The following is a 20,018-nucleotide window of genomic DNA, read 5'->3' as shown; positions in this document are numbered from 1 at the left end:
CTTAACCAGGCGGTTAAGGAATATATATCTTATTACAACAATTATCGTATAAAACAAAAACTGGGAGGAATGTCACCAGTTGAATACCGGATCAATTCCTCCCAGAAAATAGCATAACCATCTTCCAATTTTAGGGGTTCAGGTCAACTGACAAACGTCAGTCCTTTTTATTTTAGTAACAGATTAAATATACAACGATTAAAATAATGACAGCGATAATCATCAATGTGTAACAAATTTTTTCAAACATATGAATTCCTTCTTTGCTTCCGCATTTAATTTATTTAAAGTTTAGGCTAACTACCCTCACTTGTCAATTTTGTTATATGTAATAAAAAAACGTTGGAATAATTCCAACGTTTTTTACGTTTATTAGATGTATTGAACGATTGTCATTAAGATAGGAATAACAACGATGAACAATACAGTTGAAGTAGTTACAATGTTTGTAGCATACTTAACATCCCCGTGTGATTCAGCAGCTAGGATTGGTAATACGGCTAGCATTGGAGTAGCTGATTGAACAATCATAGTTTGGCTAAACATTGTTGGTAGAGAAACTCCACCGTGAGCAGCAGCAGTTAGGATAACAATCATAACAACTGGAGCCAATACAAAACGACCTAATAGAGCAACAACAGTGTCGCGGTCGAATGAGATACTCTTTAGACCAGCATCAGCTAATACAATACCAATGTAAATTAGTGATAGTGGAGTAACTAAACTACCAACGTAAGTTAGAGTTTGTGATAAGAAAGGTACCTTTAGTACTGGAATGTTTAGTAGTAAGAATACTAGAGCAACTAGGAAACCAACAAGTGGCATTGGAATAACTTGTTTCCAGTTAATCTTGTGGTGTTCCTTGGGTTGACCAGCCTTAGTAGGATCATCGTTGCTGATCAAGAAGACACCGAATGCCCAAGTAGAAACAGTGTTGATGATGTAGTATACCAAGAAGTAAGTCATTGACTTGTCACCGAATAGGGCGATGTTCAATGGTAGACCAATGAAGATAGTGTTGGCGTTAACGATAGCGTTAATGAATACACCACGACGACCTGGTCTAACCTTCATGATTTTAACTAGTGCAAATGCGATTAGGTAACCAATAACAACTGAGATAACACCCCAGATTAAGTAGCTACCGAAACTTACAAGTTTGCCTCTAGTTAGACGACTTAACACCGCAACGAAAATTGAAGCTGGTAGAGCGATGTTTTTGATTAATTTAGAAATGTTCTTGCTGAATGTATCTGCAAACCAACCGGTTTTTCTTAATACATATCCTAATAACATAATTAGCACGACAACAAGGACACTTTGGATTGAGTTAATAAATACTCCCATTATGAATCCTCCTATTTGATATTAAAAATAATTATTGCTTAACTTAAAACACGATAAGTACTATAAAACATACTTAAAGATATAGTCAAAGGATAAGTTCGTTATAAATATTTTTTATATCAATGGATAAAAGACTGTCATATTAGTCTTTATCGTCATTTTGACGTTTGTTTTTTAAAGAAATTACTAACACAGTTGATAATGTAGAAATAATAAATAGTACAATTACCATGATAATCATTCCAATCACTAACATCTAATCCCTCCTGGACCATTAATTGTTTACTAAATTATAGCGAATTTTCAACTTTTTCTCAAAATATTGTTGCATAAAGTCTATAGATATGGTTTAATATTATATGTCGCTTGAGGTTACATCTCACAGACAAACTTAATATTTTGAGCTGTTAGCTTAAGGTAAAAGCACTCAGTCCTTTGCTGAGAAGATGGTGTTCAAAGCATCACAGCTCACTAACTAAAGTACTTTGAAGATTTTATCTTTGGGGTACTTTTTTGTTAAAGAATAAAAGTTTGTTTTTGTATATCTCACAAAAAAAGAGCCGCTTCTTACTTGAAGTGGCTCTTTTTTGATCTTTTTCTACATATAATAAAAAGCCATAGGATAACCTATGGCTTTTTATTATATCGCAGATATGATTTTAGTGGAATTGCATACCACCATCTAGAATTAATGTTTGACCAGTCATGTAGTCTGAATCCTTACCTGCTAAGAATGAAACACCAGCAGCGATGTCTTCTGATTCAGCTAAACGACCTAATGCAATATCCTTAGAGAATTGTTGCATACCCCATTCGTCATCTTTACCTGCGTTTTGACCAACTTCATGGGCAATGTCCATCATCATTGGAGTCTTAACGATACCAGGTGCGAATGCGTTAACTGTGATACCTTCACCTGCTAAATCACGAGCAGTAGTTTGAGTGATACCACGGATAGCAAACTTAGTACTACCGTAAAGAGTTAAGTTAGGGTTACCAACAACACCCGCTTGAGAAGTAGCGTTGATAATCTTACCACCATGACCTAGTTCGTTGAACTTAGCCTTGGCTGCTTGAGTTCCCCAGATAACTGATGCAACGTTGATATTGTATACAGTGTTGAATTGTTCTGGAGTGATTGTTTCAACTGGAGTAGTAGGACCTACACCGGCGTTGTTAACAACAACGTTTAAGTCACCCAATTGTTTTACAGTTTCTTCGACTGCGGCAAATACTTGGTCTCTGTCAGCAACGTCTGCTTGAACAGCAATTGCCTTACCACCGTTTGCGTTAATTTCCTTTGCTACTGCTTCACCCTTTTCAGCAGTACGGTTAACAACAGCAACTGCAAAACCGTCTTGAGCTAATCTTTCAGCGATTGCTTTACCGATACCTTGGCCGGCACCAGTAACAAATGCAACTTTTTGAGTCATAGTAACATCCTCTTTTCTTCTTTTGTTTATTTATTCACAAGATGATTATATACTATTTTCATTAATTTTAAAGCATTTATATTATTAAATTTTTATTAAATCCATAATTTTTGTTATGTCTTACACTATATAATCTGAAACTAATTAATTGAATTAAATTTCCCAAGAGTTTATGTTATATGTATACAAAGATTAAATTAATATCTTATATTAAAGAAGGAATTGATATCTATGACTGAAAAATTTGATTATGATGTTCTATACATCGGTGCTGGTCACGGTACTTTTGATGGTGCAATGCCATTAGCAGCAAAGGGTTATAAAGTTGCCGTAGTAGAAGCAGATAAAATCGGTGGTACTTGCCCTAATTGGGGTTGTAACGCCAAAATTGCTTTGGACTTACCTGCACAACTATTAGAAACTCAAAAGCGTCTAAGAAACATTGTTAAGGGCGATTTAAGTATTGACTGGACCCAAAACATGCTAAATAAACATAAAGTAATTGATAGTATTCCAAATGCCATTGAAGGTGGCTTGAACGCCTTCGGTATTGATGTTATCAAAGGATACGGAAAGCTAACAAATGGACATACTGTTGATGTTGACGGTAAATCATACACCGCAGATAAAATTGTTATCGCTACTGGTTTACGTCCACATAGACTAGATGTTCCTGGTAAAGAAATGGCTCATGATTCAAAAGACTTCCTAAACATCGACGAACTACCTGTTCATATTTCAATTATCGGCGCTGGATACATTGCCATGGAATTTGCATCAATTGCCAATGCTGCTGGTTCAGAAGTAACTGTTATTATGCATGGCGATCGTGCCTTGCGTGGATTTAACGGTGAATATGTCGAAGCTGTTGTTAACGATTTGAAGGAAAAAGGTGTTACCTTTGTTGAAAACGCCGAAGTTCAAGAATTCCACGAAGAAAAATGCAAGACTACTATCGAATTATCAGGTAACCGTCAAGTTTTCACTGACTACATTTTAGATGCTACTGGTCGTATTCCAAATGTCGAAAACATTGGTTTAGACGAAGTTGGCGTTAAGTACGATAAAAAGAATGGTATTGAAGTAAACGATCACCTACAAACATCAGTTGATAGTATTTATGCTTCAGGTGACGTTGCAGCAACTGGTCAACCAAGATTAACTCCAACTGCAATGTTTGAATCACAATACCTAACTAGCCTATTTACCGGTGAAAATAAGGATGGAATTGATTTTCCTGCCATCCCTTCTGTTGTGTTCACTTCACCTCGTATCGCCCAAGTCGGTGTATCGGTTGAAGAAGCTAAGAACAGTGACGATTACACTATTGAAGAACACGATATGACTGCTGATTGGTACCGCTCAATCACTAACGAAGAAATTGCCAAACGTGCATACATCTTCGATAAGGAACACCACTTGGTTGGTGCAACCGAAGTATCAAACGAAGCGGATAGCGTAATTGATTCAATTCTACCTGCCGTCGCTCTAAAATTAGACAAAGCTCAAATTAACAAGATTGTTCACTTGTTCCCTACTATTGGTAGTGACGCTTGGCAACATCTATAAAATATTAAGTAAAACCACCCATTTGGGTGGTTTTTTATTGTTTAAAATTCCGTTAAAATCGAGTCAATATATTTGTTTGAAGCACTACAATATTGTACATTAATTAATATAAGAAAATATAAAAAACGTAATAAATACGGAGGCTTTAACATGAAAAATCCTAATTTCGATTACGATGTTATCTACATCGGATCAGGACACGCCGCATTCGACGGTGCCAAGACACTTTGCAAACAAGGTTTTAAAATCGCGTTTGTAGAAGCAATCGCCGTTGGTGGTACTTGCCCTAACTGGGGTTGTAACGCCAAAATCTCACTAGATGGACCTGTTACTCTAGCAAAGACCCAAAGACGTATGAAAGACATCGTTGAAGGTGACACTAAGCTAAACTGGAAAGAAAACATCAAACACAAACGTGAAGGAATCCTACCAATTAAGGTAGACCGTGAAGCAACTATGAAGAGCTTAGGCATGGATGTTATCCATGGTTTCGCTAAGTTCACAGATGCTCACACACTAGAAATCAATGGTGAACACGTAACTTCAGACAAGATCGTTATCGCCACTGGTTTAACACCACACAAAGTTGAAATTGAAGGTACTGAATTATCACATGATTCAAGAGACTTCATGGAACTAGAAGACATGCCAAAACGTATGGCCATTGTTGGTACTGGTTACATCGCCATGGAATTTGCTACTATGGCAAACGAAGCTGGTGCTGATGTTACCATGTTCATGCACGGTGACAAGGCATTACGTCCTTTCTACCAACCATACGTGAAGATCTTAATGGACGAAATGAAAGCATCAGGTATCAAGTTTATTGAAAACTCTGGTCTACGTTCATTCAGCCAAGACGGTGACGAATACACCGTTACTTACGCTGACAACCAACAACTAACTGTTGATTACATCCTAGACGCTTCTGGTCGTGTACCAATGGTTCACAACATGGGTCTAGAAGAAGTTGGTGTTAAATACGATGATAAAAAAGGTGTCCTAGTTAACGAATACCTACAAACATCAGTTGAAAACATCTACGCTTCAGGTGACGTTGCTGCTACTGGCCAACCAAACCTAACTCCAACAGCAACATTCGAATCACAATACCTAAAGCACCTATTTGCCGGTGAAACAGATCAACCAATCGACTTCCCTGCAATTCCATCAGTAGTATTTACTTCACCTCGTATCAGTCAAATGGGTGTAACTGTTGACGAAGCAAACGCTAGTGACGAATACACTGTTGAAGAACACGATGCAACTAACACATGGTTTAGACAAATCACTAAGGAACCTGTTGTTAAGAATGCCTACATTTTTGACAAGGAACACCGTTTAGTTGGATTTACTGAAATCTCAGACCAAGCTGATAACGCAGTGGACATGATTGTTCCAGCCGTTAACATGAAGATGACCCCACTTGAAATTGAAAGAAATGTTCACCTATTCCCTTCAATCGGTCACGATACTTGGAAGAACATCTAAATCATTCTTAATAAAAAATTAAAAACCGGTCGAATATATTTGACCGGTTTTTTGGTATAATTAACATCATAATATCAAACAGGAGGATTAACCATGTACAATCGTAAAGAACAAAAACAAGAAGCCAAAGCCCTTATTCGTGGTCACCAACGTTTCTTCTTCATTCTATTTATTCCTTTCTTACTAATTGAAATCGTTTATTCAGTTCTGGGAAACCAAGCCAGTTTCGACTCTACCGTAACTTCTGGAACTATCAAAATTAATTCCTTAGACGTTCTTATCAACTCACTAGCATCAGTTATTTTCTCAATTTTAGCTGCAATCTTTTTAATGGGTGCTATCTACACCGTCTTTAACGTTTTAAGAGGAAAAGACGACTTCCAAAGACCACTTAGAAAATCACTATCATTCATCGATAACCAACGCCTTTTCTGGGGTACAGTTGGAACATGGATTTTAAGAGCAATTTTCTTATCACTATGGTCACTACTATCTATCCCAGGAATCGTATTAGTTGCCTTAATGCCAAACCCATTTGGTATTACCATTGCTATTCTTGAATTCATCGCGGTATTTGTATGGATTGTAATTAAGAGTTTTTCATACTCACAAGCACTTTGGATTTACAGAGATGGTCAATTAGGCGATCAACCCGTTGGAATCTACGATGCAATTAAGACTAGTGAAGACATTATGAAGGGATACAAATCAGATTACTTTGTATTACAACTATCATTCATTGGATGGACCATTTTAGTTGCTATAACTTACGGAATTGTTGGATTATACTTCTTCCCTTACTACTACACTACTCAAGTTAAGTTCTATGAATTCATCAAGGAACAATACAACAAAAATCAAACAGTTTTAGATGCTGAATAATAAAAAAGCCATAGGTTATCCTATGGCTTTTTTTGTACAAACAAAAAAGACCCAAGATATTATCTTGAGTCTTTTTTCGGAGTGAGTAATTAATCAATAGTTTTATCTAATCACCATAACTGATACTGGTGAGTATTTTGCCATGTAGGCAGCTTGACTACCGAAGTGACGAGCTAAGCCCTTCTTTGATTCTGATCCAACGATCAACAAATCAGGGTTAATCTTAGGAAGCACATCCTTGATGATGGTTTCCCCAGCTTCACCGGTTGATGCGATAACATTAACATCGGCTACGCCGGCTTCTTCAGCAGTTTGTTTGTATTTTTCTAGATGTTTTTCTAAGTCTTCGTACTTACCATGAACAAATTGTCCTGATAATGATTGGAAAACGTTGATTTCTTCATCTTCTAGTACTGAAACGATGGTTAACTTTGCGCCTTCTGATTTAGCACGTGAAATTGCATACTTGAAAGCTAATAAAGCGTCATCAGAATCATCGACAGCAACTAAAATATTCTTGAAATTAATTTCGACGTCCATGTTTTGCATAATTTTCGCCTTCTATTCTTGAATTTTTTATTTTAGTTTTCTCTGTTTCTTAAACGTCTGTTACCTAGGTATAGTTCAACTAATGTCCAGATTAGTAGAAGGATGATAACAACGTTAATGATGTTGGCAATTACACCAGCTTCTGCATTTTGAGCAGCAGTTGGGTTGTCACTGAAGAAACCAGCAACAGCAGGTTGCATGTTGATTGCGTTTAAGTAAATAAGCACAATAACTGAGATCCAACCTAAAATGTTAACCCATAATCTGTTCTTGAAACGGTTACCCATTTCTTGACCGCTATTAGTCATCATTAACAATGGAAGCATTGAGAATGGTAATGCGAATGCTAAGAAGATTTGTGAGTTTTCAATTAAATCGTTAATCGCAGCATGTTGTTTTAGTGTTGATTCACCAGCAGTTAATAGTACACAGATAAGCACTGGAATAACTGAGATTAGACGAGTAATTAAACGACGAGCCCATAGAGGAACCTTCATGTTAACGAAACCTTCCATGATAACTTGTCCTGATAAAGTACCAGTAATGGTTGAGTTTTGACCTGAAGCAAGTAATGCAACAGCAAATAATGTTGATAGAATACCAGACTTAGCAACACCAATTAAGATTGGGTTTGATAGCATCTTAGTATTGTTTAAAGCATCGAATAGACCGAAGAATGATGTATCTTGAACGGCACCAGTCTTAAATACGGCCACACCCATGATTAATAGTAAAGCGTTAACGAAGAATGCGAATGTTAGTTGGATGTTTGAGTCCCAAGTAGCAAAACGAACAGTTCTTGCAACGTCTTCTTCATCGTTGTGATCGATAGCTCTAGTTTGAGCGATAGCTGAATGTAGGTATAGGTTATGTGGCATAACAGTAGCACCAATGATACCTAAAGCACCTGATAGTGGAGTCATTCCAGCAACTGGATGGTCACTAGCAAAAGTACGTTGAACTGGTACTAAACCTTTAATAGCACCAAACCAATCTGGGTTAGATAGTACAACTTCATAAATGAAGACTACTAAGATAACAAGGATTAAACAAACAACAATTGCTTCAATCTTTCTGAATCCCACTTTAGTTAATAATAGCAATAATAAAACATCAAATACGGTAAGGAATACCGCTAAGACTAATGGAATGTGGAATAAAAGATATAACGCGATGGCCCCACCGATAACTTCGGCGATATCAGTAGCCATAATTGCTAATTCAGTCATAATCCATAGAACAACACCAAGTGTCTTTGAGGTTCTTGAACGAATGGCTTGTGCTAAATCCATCTGACTCACGATTCCAAGTTTAGCCGCCATGTATTGAAGTAACATCGCAATCAAACTTGAAATTAAGATGACAGACATCAATAGGTAACCAAAGTTTTGACCCCCTGTAATTGATGTAGCCCAGTTACCTGGATCCATGTAACCAACCGCAACTAATGCACCTGGTCCGGAGTATGCGAATAAAGTCTTCCAGAATCCCCAGTCCTTCGGAACTTTAATTCCACCGTTAATTTCTTCTAGTGAAGGACCGTTGGCATATTCAACGAAGCCCTTTTTTTCATGTGAAACGTTTTCACTCAAAGTTCTTCACCCTTTCTATTTTTAAGAACAATATAATTGTACACTACATTTCCCCCTTTTTAAACATTTTTTTAGGTACTGCTGAAAAATTACTCTATCAAGTATAGAAAATATATCTATTAAAGGCTTAATACCATGCTATTTTCCCGAACATTAAAATAGATTTGACTTTCATTCATTAATGTTTCATAATACTTGATAATTTTAATCAAAATTAAATAAACGTTGGGGTGGAAAAATGCAAACAATCGATTTACTTGTTCAAAATGGAAAAGTTTTAAATGTATTCACAAACAGCTTCGAAGTTAATGATATTTTCATTAACAATGGCAAGATTATTGCTGTCGGCAATCATCCAGAGTTAGAGGCTAAGGAAATTATCGACGCTAACGACCAATTTGTCGTTCCTGGTTTTATTGATTCACACGTTCATATAGAAAGTTCACTAGTCACTCCATCTGAATTGGGTAAAGTTTTAGTACCCATGGGTGTCACTTCTATCGTCGTCGATCCGCACGAAATCGCAAATGTTTCAGGTGCCGACGGAATTAAATACATGATTGAAGATGCCAAACAAACTCCACTGGAAGTATTAGTGATGTTACCTTCATCTGTTCCCGCTACCAGTTTCGAACATAATGGTGCTACTTTGACCGCGAAAGACTTGCACCCACTATATAATGAAGAATCCGTTATCGGTTTAGCCGAAGTAATGGATTACCCAGCCGTACATAATAAGGATAATGACATGATGGCAAAGCTAAAGGATGCCCTAGACCACGGTTATCAAATCGATGGTCACGGTGCCGGATTATCCTTAGACCAACTTAAGGAATATCGTGAAAACGGGATTACTACCGATCACGAGTCTGTCAGCTTAGAACAAATGAACGACAGACTTGCTGCCAACATGAACGTCTTCTTAAGAGAAGGAACCGTCGAAAGAGATTTACAAAACACAATTCAAGCAGTTACAGAAGACAATTCAGACCGTTTTTCATTCTGTACTGATGACAAATTCATCACTACCATCATTAGAGAAGGTAGCATTAACTTCAATATTAAATTAGCGATTCAATATGGTCTAAAACCAGAAACTGCATACAAGATGGCCAGCTACAATGCCGCCGTTGCCCACAAACTAGACAAGCTAGGGGCAATCAAGGAAGACTACCAAGCTGATTTAGTCATCGTTGATCACTTAGACCAAGTCGATGTTAAGACCGTCATCAAAAACGGTGAGGTCATGACCGAAGATAGTTTCAATACCACACCCATTGAATTCGATGAAAACTGCGTCCACCAAAATCTATCAGTTGAGGATTTGAAACTACCTTTAAACTCAAATAAATGCCACGTAATGGGTGTGATTGCTAATCACATTGAAACTACCCACTCCATTCAAGAAGTTCCAATAGAAGATGGTTATTTCAAAACTGATTTAGAAAACGATGTATTATTAATGGTTGATGCAGAACGTCACCATCAACTTGGTACTTATGGTTTGGCATTAGTTCATGGTTTCAACATCAAAAATGGTGCCATCGCAACCACCGTTGCTCATGATTCCCACAACATCGTCGCTGTCGGAACCACCAAGGAAGCAATCTACCGTGCAATCCAAGAGGTTACTGCCACTAAGGGTGGAATTGCCGTTGTTAATGAAGAAAAGACTTTAGCAACCATGCCACTACCAGTTGCTGGATTGATGTCTGATAAGTCATGGCAAGCAGCTAGTCACGAACTAGAAGCAATCGAGGCAGCGTTTAAGGAAATTAGTGATGGTGTCGATTTCGATCCATTCATCACCCTTTCATTCTTAACACTACCAGTAATTCCAACATTGAAACTAACTGACCAAGGTCTATATGACTTCGATCAGCAAAAAACCATCAGTGTAGAAGCTGAATAAAACAAAAAAGCTTATCCCGCTAAGGATAAGCTTTTTTTAGTGCAATATAATAATAGTCTAAATAATAATTACCATCGAGAATGCTTTTATTATAAGGAATGAAAAGTATTACGATTTTGGGATAAATCTGCGTGACGGAGATGCATCACCGATTGCTTAAATTCTCGATATAACTACCAATTGCTTTTTCGACTATTACGTCTTAATAAAGAATTGCCACTTAAATACATCTTTAAATGCAACATCTAAATACTAGAGAAGGTTCAACAACTTTTAAAACAAAATTCATACAAAACTGTCATTATCAAAGCTTACGTGTAAGTTATGAAACATAACTTAATAAATGATTGGGGGAATTGACTGATCTGTGTGTCTACCATCACACAGAACAATACATAATCATATGAATCAGAAATAATAAATAATAGCTAAACACTATGTGTCCTAATGGATCAACCTCAATCAATAAAAGGAGCAATGCTAATGGCTAAAAGCATCACAATGATCCTACCAAATCATTGCTGCTAGATATCCACCACAAAGTTATTGATGAGAAATAGTCTCTCAAGTTAGACCATTTATTCCGATTAAGAAGTAATCAACGAAAAGTGCATTATTTAGATTGCTTAAATTGTATTAGGTTTGCGTATTTGACATACAAACCATAACAATATGCATTTACGATATAAACAATATAGATAACATATTAATTCATCATCTAACTACTATTCGTCCACCGAATTTTTTCATCGCGCGTTATAGAAAAAATAAGAATAGTAATTGAATCAAAATATTAAATACAGAGCTTATAAAGATGTAAACTCCACAAAAGTGATCATCTACATGCATCACCTGAGGAACAATTTTGTATTGTAGCACTGCTTTTACATAATTTGTAGTTATAATTCAGTTAAGTTTTAATTAATGATTATAGGGTTAAAACATTGCAATATCACCTTTTATCATTTTACTCTTAGTTTTATTTTTCCGTCTTGTACGGCATAATCACAGAAAACATAATGGATAAACTTAGTGTTAACTAATAGCAAGAAGATTGCATCGTGCATGACACAATTTCTCTTTCTTAGTTATAAATATAAATAGTTTTTAATTATCATTTTTATCTTTTCTAAAATTACTCACATTTTAAGCGCAAAAAAAGAGCGAAATTTTTTCGCTCTTTTTATAGAAAGTGGACATGATAAGCTGAAACAAATTGAGTGTAAGCTAAAATCAAGGCCAAAATTCCAGTCGCAATCTTGATGAATTTAACTGGTAGCACACGCACAATCTTTGGTCCGATATATCCACCGATGAAAAAGCCAATTCCTAGTGGTAGAACTAGGATCCACACAACGTGTGAGAAAAGTGAATAGTAGACGGTTGCCACGATGTTGGCAGCCCCCATCGCTACATTTCTAATTGCGTTACTTACAGTGTATTCATTATATGTAGTTCTAGTTAGTAGGACTAATAATAAAATTCCTGATGCAGCGCCAAAATATCCGCTGTATGCACCAATTAAATATGTAAGGACAATGATGGCGATATTCTTTAGCCAAGTCCATGGCGTATCTTTTTTGGCTGCAGGATTAAAGTTCAATGCACCCTCGGTATTTTCGTTCACTTCTTTCTTGTCTGGAAGTAAAATCATTAAACCACCAAAGGCAATAAAGAATGGCACGATATGGGTAAAACTAGATGATGGAAGTGCAGTTAGCAAAATTGCCCCTGTAATTCCACCAAAGAAGATGATAACCATAATCTTAAATAGTTCCTTCCAGTGACCTCTAAGTTCACGGGTGGAAGAAATACATGATCCAACGGCATTAAACATTAGTGATGCCTTGTTAACCACGTTTGCAGAAACGGCTGGTAGTCCAGCAAAGTATAGCAATGCGGGATAAGATACTAGTGATGATAATCCAGTAACTGTTCCCAAGATTCCTGCGACGATTCCCACAGGAATAAACAATAAAATAATCCAAATACTTACACCTAAAATAGTAATGACTTCTCATCTCTTTTTCTACTAAAATAAAATCATAATTTCATATTAACATTTTTCGAATAAAAGAAAAGGATAAAAAAAGCACCTACCGTTATAAATAACAATAGGTGCCAAAATTTCATCTTTAGAAGAAGTAGAATAAGTGAATACCGTAAGCTGATACGAATTGAGTGTAAGCTAGGTATAGCGCTAAAATACCAGTAACAATCTTGATTAACTTAACTGGTAATACACGAACCATCTTAGGTCCAACGTAACCACCAATTAGGAAACCAATACCTAGAGGAATAGCTAGTGCCCAGTAAATGTGGGTGTTACCGTGTTGACCATACTTGAATGAGTATAGGATAGTACCGATAACGTTAGCTGAACCCATGGCAACGTTTCTAATTGCGTTGTATACAGGGAATGGATCTTTACTTGTTCTTGATAGAACAGCTAATAGGATAACACCAGCAGCAGCACCGAAGTAACTACCGTAGATACCAATAACGAAGAATAGAACAATCATTCCGAAGTCTACAAGCATTTTCTTTGATCCGACAGTGTCTTCTTCAACTACCTTAGCAGTAGGTGCTTTTGTAGTGTCCTTACTTGGTAATAAGATACCAATACCAGCAGCTGCAATAAATACAGGTACTGCGTATTCAAAGTCCTTTGATGGTAAGAATGTTAGTAAAATAACACCAACGATACCACCGAAGAAGATGATAGTCATAACTTTGAATAGTTCTTTCCAGTGTCCATCTAATTCGCGCTTTGATGAAACAGCTGAACTTACTACGTTAAATAGTAATGCGGAAGTGTTAGTAATATTTGCTGAAATTGGGTTTAAAGCACCCCAATATAATAGCGCTGGGTATGAGGCAAGTGAAGCTAGTCCAGTTACTGTACTTAAGATACCGGCAACGATACCAACTGGAATGAATAATAGCAATGTCCATACACTAAAACCAAAAATAGTGATAATGAAAAACTCCTTTTATTTATCAATTTAAAATCCAATATATAAATTTATACATCTTATTTAGATTAAATACAACCCCTTAAAAACGCCAAAACGCTGACAATGGCCAGCATGTCAGCGTTTTCATAACTTAAAATTTTTTCAAATTATTACGTGTTATTGATTGATTTTCAATTGAGAAGTACTTTCTGTCAATTTAACAGTTCCAGTCTTTAGTTTTCCATCACGGTAGTATTTAATACTTACCGTTGATCCAAGCTTTTGACCATAGAGGATGTTCTTAACTTCGTCTTGGCTAGAAATCTTCTTACCAGCAAGTTCAACAATCACATCATATTTCTTTAATCCGGCGTTTTCAGCGGGACTGTTCTTAGTAACTGTGTAAACAACAACTCCATTTTCAACGGATGATGGTAGTTTTAGGATTGATTTTTGTTGGCTAACGGCAATGTTAGTTAAGTCAACGTATTGAATTCCAAGGGCTGGACGTTCAATTTTTCCGTTCTTAACTAGTTGATTGATAATCTTAACCACTTCGTTACTTGGAATAGCAAAACCAATTCCTTCAACGCTAGTCCCTTCACTATCAGAAGCTAACTTCATTGAGTTAATTCCGATAACTTGTCCAGCTAAGTTAATCAATGGACCACCTGAGTTACCTGGGTTGATTGCAGTATCAGTTTGGATAACTGTGGCAGTGTTACCTGTAGCTTGTCCGTTTGAACCAGTCAATGGAACTTCACGCTTCTTAGCAGAAATAATTCCTTGGGTTAAAGAAGAAGCGTAGGCAGAACCTAGTGGTGAACCAATTGCTAGAGAGGTTTCACCAACTTTAATGTTGTCAGAGTTACCAAATGAAGCGACTGATTTGATCATACTTCCGTTAATCTTCAATACAGCTAGGTCGGTCACACTATCGGTACCAACTACCTTGGCTTCTAATTGTTTTCCATTGCTCAACAGCACTTGGATTGCTGATGCTCCAGAAACAACGTGGTTGTTGGTTACGATATATGCAGCATTACCACTCTTCTTGTAAATCACACCAGAACCTTCACTGTTAGCTTCTAGTTTGCTAGAACTCTTTCCTAGCATAGAATCAAATGAACTTGAACTGGTTGATTTTAAATTGATTACAGAAACAACTGAGTTCTTAACAGCTTGGTAAGCTTTTTCAGATTGTGATTGAACATCAACTTTCAAATTAGATGTAGATGCAGTGCCTCCGGCATTAGATCCTGATGGTACAGCAACGTCCACACCGGTACTTTGCAATAAACTAGCACCACCATAGGCAATTCCTCCACCTAGTAATCCAGCTACTAAGGCGATTAATCCTGTTTTTAAGACAAATCGGTCACTTTTTTTCATAAGGTTTTCCCCCTATCAATTTTATTAATCTTATTATATTCAATAATCTTAAATCAAACTAAAGTGTAAATAATTTAGATGCCTTTTCAACATCAGTATCCAATAAATCAAAATCGGTGCCTACACCAAAATCGTTTTCTTCTAACATCGATGCAACGGTTAGATGGGCTAATTCCTTCACGTTATTGTGATGGCTTCTGTGCCCGATAAATATGCGTTTAGTGTCATATCCGATACATTCCATTAGTGAGTTGGCACCATCTTCATTAGATAAATGTCCTTCATCACTCATGATGCGTTGTTTCAATGACCATGGGTATTCCCCACTTCTAAGCATTTCAACGTCATGATTACATTCCAAAACATATGCGTTAGCGTTATTAATAACACCAAAGATGTGATCTGAGATGTATCCAGTATCGGTTAGAACAACGAAGCTCTTGTTGTGATGATGAAAATCATAGAACTGCGCTTGGGCTGCATCATGGGAAACAGCAAAGCTTTCAATATCGATATCACCAAAATTCATTACCATGTTTGGTGGGAAGATATTTTTTTGTTCGTTTGGAATTTCTCCAATGGTTTCATGCATTGCATCCCATGTTGGTTGGTTCGCATACACATTAATTTGTGGATAGCGTCTAGCCAATACCCCTACGGCCTTACTATGGTCGGTATGCTCATGGGAGACCAACAACATGTCGACATCCTTCATTGAGCGATTGATTGACTTCATCAATCTTTCGATTCTGACACCACTCAAACCAGCGTCTAATAGTATTTTATGTTGATTAGTTTCAATGTAGGTTACATTTCCCCCACTTCCACTAGATAAAACACTGATTTTCATATCGTCTGCTTCGTTGTTCATTTTAATCCTCTTTCTAAAATTCTAATTCGATTTGGTAGCTGATTGAGTCGAGCTACTACCATCCAAGATGGCACCATTAAAGGCGTTGATTCTCTTAGCTACTACTGAAGAGGAATCAGAAGTGGTGTATCCGATCACCCAAGTTGGGATTAGAACAATGTTGTTCTTAATTGATAATAGTTGGGTGTAGTACAAGCGAACCCATTGAATCTTTGAATTATCAGGAATTTCGTTGTATTGATACAACCATACTAATGCCTTTGCCGGTGATATAATGTCGGTTTTTTCACGTAAAATGCTGACATCATCCATGTAACTTTGCGTATATCCTTCTAGTAGGTGATCACTACTGATATCGAAGGTGATTTGTCCATGCTTGGTCCCATATAGTAATCCGTCAGATGTTTTTTGTGAGTACACAATACTGTTCTTGGTAGATAAATCAGAATTGTATTCATATTCCGTACCATGTGAAACAAAAGTTGGTTTCTTCATCAACTTATCTAAAATATCACGATAGTCCCCGGAATATAGACCGATTGGTCGTTTGAAAGTACTTCTTAAAATGTGATTTGCGTAAGTCACCTTTTGGTTAGACAACTTATTTACATCTCTGTGTAAAGTGTCATCGTTGACTGCAGATAGATAGTATCCGGTTTGACCACTTGTAGATAGTTTAGGTGCTACAGTGATTTGATCATTTTGCATTTGCTTAATGATTTCAGTATCACTACCTTGATTACTATTTTCGGTTTGAAGATGTGAATTTTCTCTGAATAAAGAGAATAAGAAGACATCAATCATTACGAAGATAATCAAGAAAATGATTTGTATCTTTTTAAAGTCCATGTAGCTTTCCTCCTATCTTATTGTGGTCCCTTTGATAACATTTGGGTGTAATTCATGTACTTACCGTTGTATTTAACGAACCATGTTGGTTGTAGAGTAATCAAGATATCAGATGACTTTGTATTACTCCATTGGTAAGCCAATTCAATATCTGTAATCTTATTAGCACTGTATCCGTGATTACGTAGGCTATTCAATAATTCATCTGTGGTAATTAGTTTAGTATCCTTACGTCCGGTTGGTACCGGGATTTGAAGGGTATTTAGTGAGAAGTTGTACTTCAAAGAAGTGTTGTCAACTAGTCTCATTTCGATTGCCCCATAAGGAGTTTGATCGAAGATTGGGAAACCTTCAACGTAGTTTCTATATACAACACTAGAATTATTAGCATCGTAGTCGAAGAAACGAATGTTGGCTAAGGTATCGCTAACTAGTAGTTGGGAAATATTTTGATATGAGTCCTTCAAGAACTGAGTCATATTGGTAGAAATATTTCCTGGATGACTATCGTAGTAATTTACCTCGCCGTCATTTGAAAATGATAACTGACGAGAGTTTTCATCATTGTAAACCGTTGAATTACGGTGACGTTTTACACTGATATCTTGTGAATCAGATAATAGTCTTGTCACATAATAATTTTGTGAAGTTCGATTAATCAAGTATCCATATTGAGGCATTGTAAATGACTTATAAAAATCAATAAATGGTGTGTGATTAATCATCTTCATTTTGACCGGAATTGCTCTGACATTGTCTTCAATAACCTTTTGAATTCCCTTCACGTTGGTATCATCAACATGAATTTTGTAGACCTTGTAATTATGGTCTGAGAATAGGTAAATATCATTACTATCATCAAACGGAATCATAATTCGATTGATGGCAACGTTTGGTAACGATTTAAAACTGCTACTGATGTATTGACTAACGATTTTTAAATTTAATGAATCCGGATAGTTCAACATTACGGAATCATCGGTATTTAAATACTTAAGATAATTCTTTTCGTTGCTCTTTAGTTCAGTAAACTTAGGGTTCTTGTAGTTGTTCATTTGTTGGCCAATTTCAGTTGTTAAGTTAACAGATTGGTTGGTTAGAACATATTGATTTCCGGAATCTTTGGTTCTAATCACTTGAGTAGGTGAATAGATTGTCGACATTGGTTTGGCATCAATTTGACTACTTTGCGTAGAAACTTTTTGACTAGAACGGTCGTAATGCGCCGGATTAATCAAAATGGAGGCAGAAAGGGCAAAACTAACTACAACTGCAATCGTTAATAATGCTGGTAATATAAAATATTTAATCTTCATCCCATAAGTCCTCCTCGATTGGTTCGTATGGTAGTGAGATGTAGAAAGTAGAACCTCTATTTTCGGTACTTTCTACCCAAATCTTACCGCCAAGTGCTTCAACCACTTCTTTGGAAATTGCTAGTCCAAGACCTGTTCCTCCTTGCGCTCTAGAACGTGCCTTATCAACACGGTAGAAACGATCAAAGATGTGAGGAATTGAACTCCTTGGAATTCCCAATCCTTGGTCTCTGACACTCAAGATAACACTGTGTTTTGTCTTGTATAGTGAACAAGTGATTACCCCCCCATCAGGAGAATACTTGATAGCGTTGTTCATTAGGTTATCGATTACTTGGGTGAATCTGTCGGTATCGACTTCTACCCATAGGTCTTGTTTAGTAAAACGACGTTCAATACGGTAATGCTTGTTAGGTTTTTCGTTATTATTGTCGTCAGACTTAATAATCATGTCGAAACGATTCAAAATGTAATTGTATAACTCGGTAATATTAACAAGTTCCTTATCAATCTTTTGGGTTCCTGAATCCATTCTAGATAAAGTTAATAGGTCATTAATCATTCGAATCATACGGTCAGTTTCTTCTTGAGTAACCTTCAAGAAATTTGGCGCAATTTCAGGATCCTTCCAGGCACCATCTTGTAATGCTTCGATGTATGAATGCACACTGGTTAATGGTGTTCTTAATTCGTGAGAAACGTTTGAAACAAATTCCTTACGGTCGTTATCAATCTTTTGTTGTTCAGTAACATCATGTAGCACACAGACTAAACCAGATACGAATCCAGAATCTCTTTGAATTAGTGAGAAGTGAGCATGCAAAATTAAATCATGATCTTTGTCAGAACGGTCAATGATGGTTTCATCGGGATTTTCAATTAAGTCACGTAGACTGTATTCTTTTCTGATGTCCAAAATATCTAAGATTGAGTTGCCTAGCGCATCTTTTTCTGTCGTTTCTAGGAAACTAGCTGCTTCATCGTTCATGATGATGACGTATCCACGACGGTCGGTCGCAATAACCCCATCGGTCATGTTAGTTAGGACGGAATCCAGTCTTTGACGTTCTGATTCAGTTGATTCTTGGGACTCTTCAACCTTAACTGATAGGTTGTTAACCGCATTGGCAAGTTGGCCCAACTCATCACGACCATAAACGTGCACTTGACCGGAATAATCCCCTCTTGCGATTTGTAATGTTTGTTTCTTCATTTCATCAATTGGTTTAGTAATCGCCTTTGAAATAACGATGGAAATTAATAAACCAGATAAAATAGCGACCATCGCCGCAACAACGTAAATAATCGTAATTTGGTTAATTTCGTTGTAAACGGTGTTTAGATTAGCGTGCACATAAACAACACCGACTAATTCATTATTACTACTCTTGATCAGCGGTGTGATGACAGTATAATAACGCGAACTATCACCCGGGTTACTAGTGATGGAACTAGATGAACGACGGTTGATAATCGCGTTTTTAATGTCGGTTCTGAAGTTTTTCTGACCAACTGAACTTTGATCACCGACTTCGTTGGTTCCACGGATGGTGTTCTTCGCATCAACAACTTTGATTTCAGTGTAGTTATTGCTATCAATATTAGATAGTAACGACTTAATTTTCACGTTGGCCTTGGTAGTACTAGAGCTAGAAAGTTCATTAGTTAAGGTTGTGTTTACGTAAGTAGGCACCTGAACTTGTTTTTTAAACGAAGCCATATTTTTGTTTTCCAATTGGTTAACAAAAACGGCCCCAACAATTTCTAGGGTCACCAATAAGATTAGCGCAAGCACAAGCGCAATTTTAAAATGAATTGATTGAAAATACTTAATCTTACTATTCACCGCAAACTACTC

16 protein-coding genes are annotated in these 20,018 nt (G+C 36.7%); 5 read left to right on the top strand and 11 right to left on the bottom strand.

The features are described from left to right. The coding region (locus JUD45_RS04625; protein WP_143441321.1) for an IS3 family transposase at positions 1-117 on the top strand (117 nt) is incomplete at its 5' end. 255 nt (positions 118-372) lie between these two features. Here JUD45_RS04625 and JUD45_RS04620 read toward each other — a convergent pair. After that, a complete protein-coding gene (locus JUD45_RS04620) occupies positions 373-1,347 on the bottom strand; it encodes an AEC family transporter (RefSeq protein WP_053791288.1) in 975 nt (324 codons plus the stop codon). 659 nt (positions 1,348-2,006) lie between these two features. Further along, a complete protein-coding gene (locus JUD45_RS04615) occupies positions 2,007-2,780 on the bottom strand; it encodes a (S)-acetoin forming diacetyl reductase (protein WP_138727308.1) in 774 nt (257 codons plus the stop codon). Between the two features lie 231 nt (positions 2,781-3,011). Between JUD45_RS04615 and JUD45_RS04610 the strand changes: the two genes are divergently transcribed. The 3 genes from JUD45_RS04610 (at position 3,012) to JUD45_RS04600 (ending at position 6,722) form a co-directional block, all read left to right on the top strand. Next, positions 3,012-4,349, top strand: a complete 1,338-nt coding sequence (locus tag JUD45_RS04610) for a dihydrolipoyl dehydrogenase family protein (protein ID WP_203619767.1) — start codon at positions 3,012-3,014, stop codon at positions 4,347-4,349. Positions 4,350-4,499: 150 nt separating this feature from the next. Continuing rightward, positions 4,500-5,840, top strand: coding sequence for a dihydrolipoyl dehydrogenase family protein (locus JUD45_RS04605; RefSeq protein ID WP_138727306.1), 1,341 nt, complete (start codon positions 4,500-4,502; stop codon positions 5,838-5,840). Between the two features lie 93 nt (positions 5,841-5,933). Continuing rightward, a complete protein-coding gene (locus JUD45_RS04600) occupies positions 5,934-6,722 on the top strand; it encodes a DUF975 family protein (RefSeq protein WP_138727305.1) in 789 nt (262 codons plus the stop codon). 102 nt (positions 6,723-6,824) lie between these two features. On the opposite strand, the gene JUD45_RS04595 is transcribed toward JUD45_RS04600, so the two are convergent. Beyond that, positions 6,825-7,271: a universal stress protein gene (locus tag JUD45_RS04595; RefSeq protein WP_373301502.1), complete on the bottom strand. Its 447-nt coding sequence runs from the start codon at positions 7,269-7,271 to the stop codon at positions 6,825-6,827. Positions 7,272-7,303: 32 nt separating this feature from the next. Then, positions 7,304-8,863 carry an Nramp family divalent metal transporter gene (locus JUD45_RS04590; RefSeq protein ID WP_138727304.1) on the bottom strand — a complete coding sequence of 520 codons (1,560 nt, stop codon included), beginning with the start codon at positions 8,861-8,863 and terminating at the stop codon, positions 7,304-7,306. A 238-nt stretch (positions 8,864-9,101) separates the two neighbouring features. Here JUD45_RS04590 and ade point away from each other — a divergent pair, with 238 nt between their 5' ends. Next, positions 9,102-10,775, top strand: coding sequence for an adenine deaminase (gene ade / locus JUD45_RS04585; protein ID WP_138727303.1), 1,674 nt, complete (start codon positions 9,102-9,104; stop codon positions 10,773-10,775). Positions 10,776-11,958: 1,183 nt separating this feature from the next. Here ade and JUD45_RS04580 read toward each other — a convergent pair. The 7 genes from JUD45_RS04580 to walK all read right to left on the bottom strand — a co-directional run bounded on the left by JUD45_RS04580 (position 11,959) and on the right by walK (position 20,006). Beyond that, positions 11,959-12,750, bottom strand: coding sequence for a sulfite exporter TauE/SafE family protein (locus JUD45_RS04580; protein ID WP_053791280.1), 792 nt, complete (start codon positions 12,748-12,750; stop codon positions 11,959-11,961). A 160-nt stretch (positions 12,751-12,910) separates the two neighbouring features. Further along, positions 12,911-13,723 (bottom strand): sulfite exporter TauE/SafE family protein, encoded by an 813-nt coding sequence (locus tag JUD45_RS04575; protein ID WP_203619766.1) that lies wholly within the window; start codon positions 13,721-13,723, stop codon positions 12,911-12,913. A gap of 186 nt (positions 13,724-13,909) precedes the next feature. Beyond that, positions 13,910-15,124 (bottom strand): S1C family serine protease, encoded by a 1,215-nt coding sequence (locus JUD45_RS04570; RefSeq protein ID WP_138727301.1) that lies wholly within the window; start codon positions 15,122-15,124, stop codon positions 13,910-13,912. A 58-nt stretch (positions 15,125-15,182) separates the two neighbouring features. Next, positions 15,183-15,995: an MBL fold metallo-hydrolase gene (locus JUD45_RS04565; RefSeq protein WP_041152640.1), complete on the bottom strand. Its 813-nt coding sequence runs from the start codon at positions 15,993-15,995 to the stop codon at positions 15,183-15,185. A 21-nt stretch (positions 15,996-16,016) separates the two neighbouring features. Next, complete coding sequence (locus tag JUD45_RS04560; protein WP_138727299.1) at positions 16,017-16,844, bottom strand: two-component system regulatory protein YycI; 828 nt, start codon at positions 16,842-16,844, stop codon at positions 16,017-16,019. Between the two features lie 17 nt (positions 16,845-16,861). Further along, a complete protein-coding gene (locus JUD45_RS04555) occupies positions 16,862-18,160 on the bottom strand; it encodes a YycH family regulatory protein (RefSeq protein ID WP_138727298.1) in 1,299 nt (432 codons plus the stop codon). Beyond that, positions 18,150-20,006, bottom strand: coding sequence for a cell wall metabolism sensor histidine kinase WalK (gene walK / locus JUD45_RS04550; RefSeq protein WP_138727297.1), 1,857 nt, complete (start codon positions 20,004-20,006; stop codon positions 18,150-18,152). Before walK ends, JUD45_RS04555 begins: the two co-directional genes overlap by 11 nt. Positions 20,007-20,018: the final 12 nt, after the last annotated feature.

This window comes from Apilactobacillus nanyangensis (assembly GCF_016861915.1).
Classification (GTDB): Bacteria; Bacillota; Bacilli; order Lactobacillales; family Lactobacillaceae; genus Apilactobacillus; species Apilactobacillus nanyangensis.
Note: the sequence above shows the minus strand (reverse complement) of the source record. Positions and strands in the feature narration are given on the sequence as shown.

Excerpts from the sequence above, each read along its gene's own strand:
- JUD45_RS04610 (WP_203619767.1), top strand. The coding sequence starts at position 3,012 with ATGACTGAAAAATTTGATTATGATGTTCTATACATCGGTGCTGGTCAC.
- JUD45_RS04600 (WP_138727305.1), top strand. The coding sequence starts at position 5,934 with ATGTACAATCGTAAAGAACAAAAACAAGAAGCCAAAGCCCTTATTCGT.
- JUD45_RS04570 (WP_138727301.1), bottom strand. The coding sequence starts at position 15,124 with ATGAAAAAAAGTGACCGATTTGTCTTAAAAACAGGATTAATCGCCTTA.
- JUD45_RS04565 (WP_041152640.1), bottom strand. The coding sequence starts at position 15,995 with ATGAACAACGAAGCAGACGATATGAAAATCAGTGTTTTATCTAGTGGA.
- JUD45_RS04620 (WP_053791288.1), bottom strand. The coding sequence starts at position 1,347 with ATGGGAGTATTTATTAACTCAATCCAAAGTGTCCTTGTTGTCGTGCTA.
- JUD45_RS04595 (WP_373301502.1), bottom strand. The coding sequence starts at position 7,271 with ATGCAAAACATGGACGTCGAAATTAATTTCAAGAATATTTTAGTTGCT.
- JUD45_RS04605 (WP_138727306.1), top strand. The coding sequence starts at position 4,500 with ATGAAAAATCCTAATTTCGATTACGATGTTATCTACATCGGATCAGGA.
- ade (WP_138727303.1), top strand. The coding sequence starts at position 9,102 with ATGCAAACAATCGATTTACTTGTTCAAAATGGAAAAGTTTTAAATGTA.
- JUD45_RS04560 (WP_138727299.1), bottom strand. The coding sequence starts at position 16,844 with ATGGACTTTAAAAAGATACAAATCATTTTCTTGATTATCTTCGTAATG.
- JUD45_RS04615 (WP_138727308.1), bottom strand. The coding sequence starts at position 2,780 with ATGACTCAAAAAGTTGCATTTGTTACTGGTGCCGGCCAAGGTATCGGT.
- JUD45_RS04555 (WP_138727298.1), bottom strand. The coding sequence starts at position 18,160 with ATGAAGATTAAATATTTTATATTACCAGCATTATTAACGATTGCAGTT.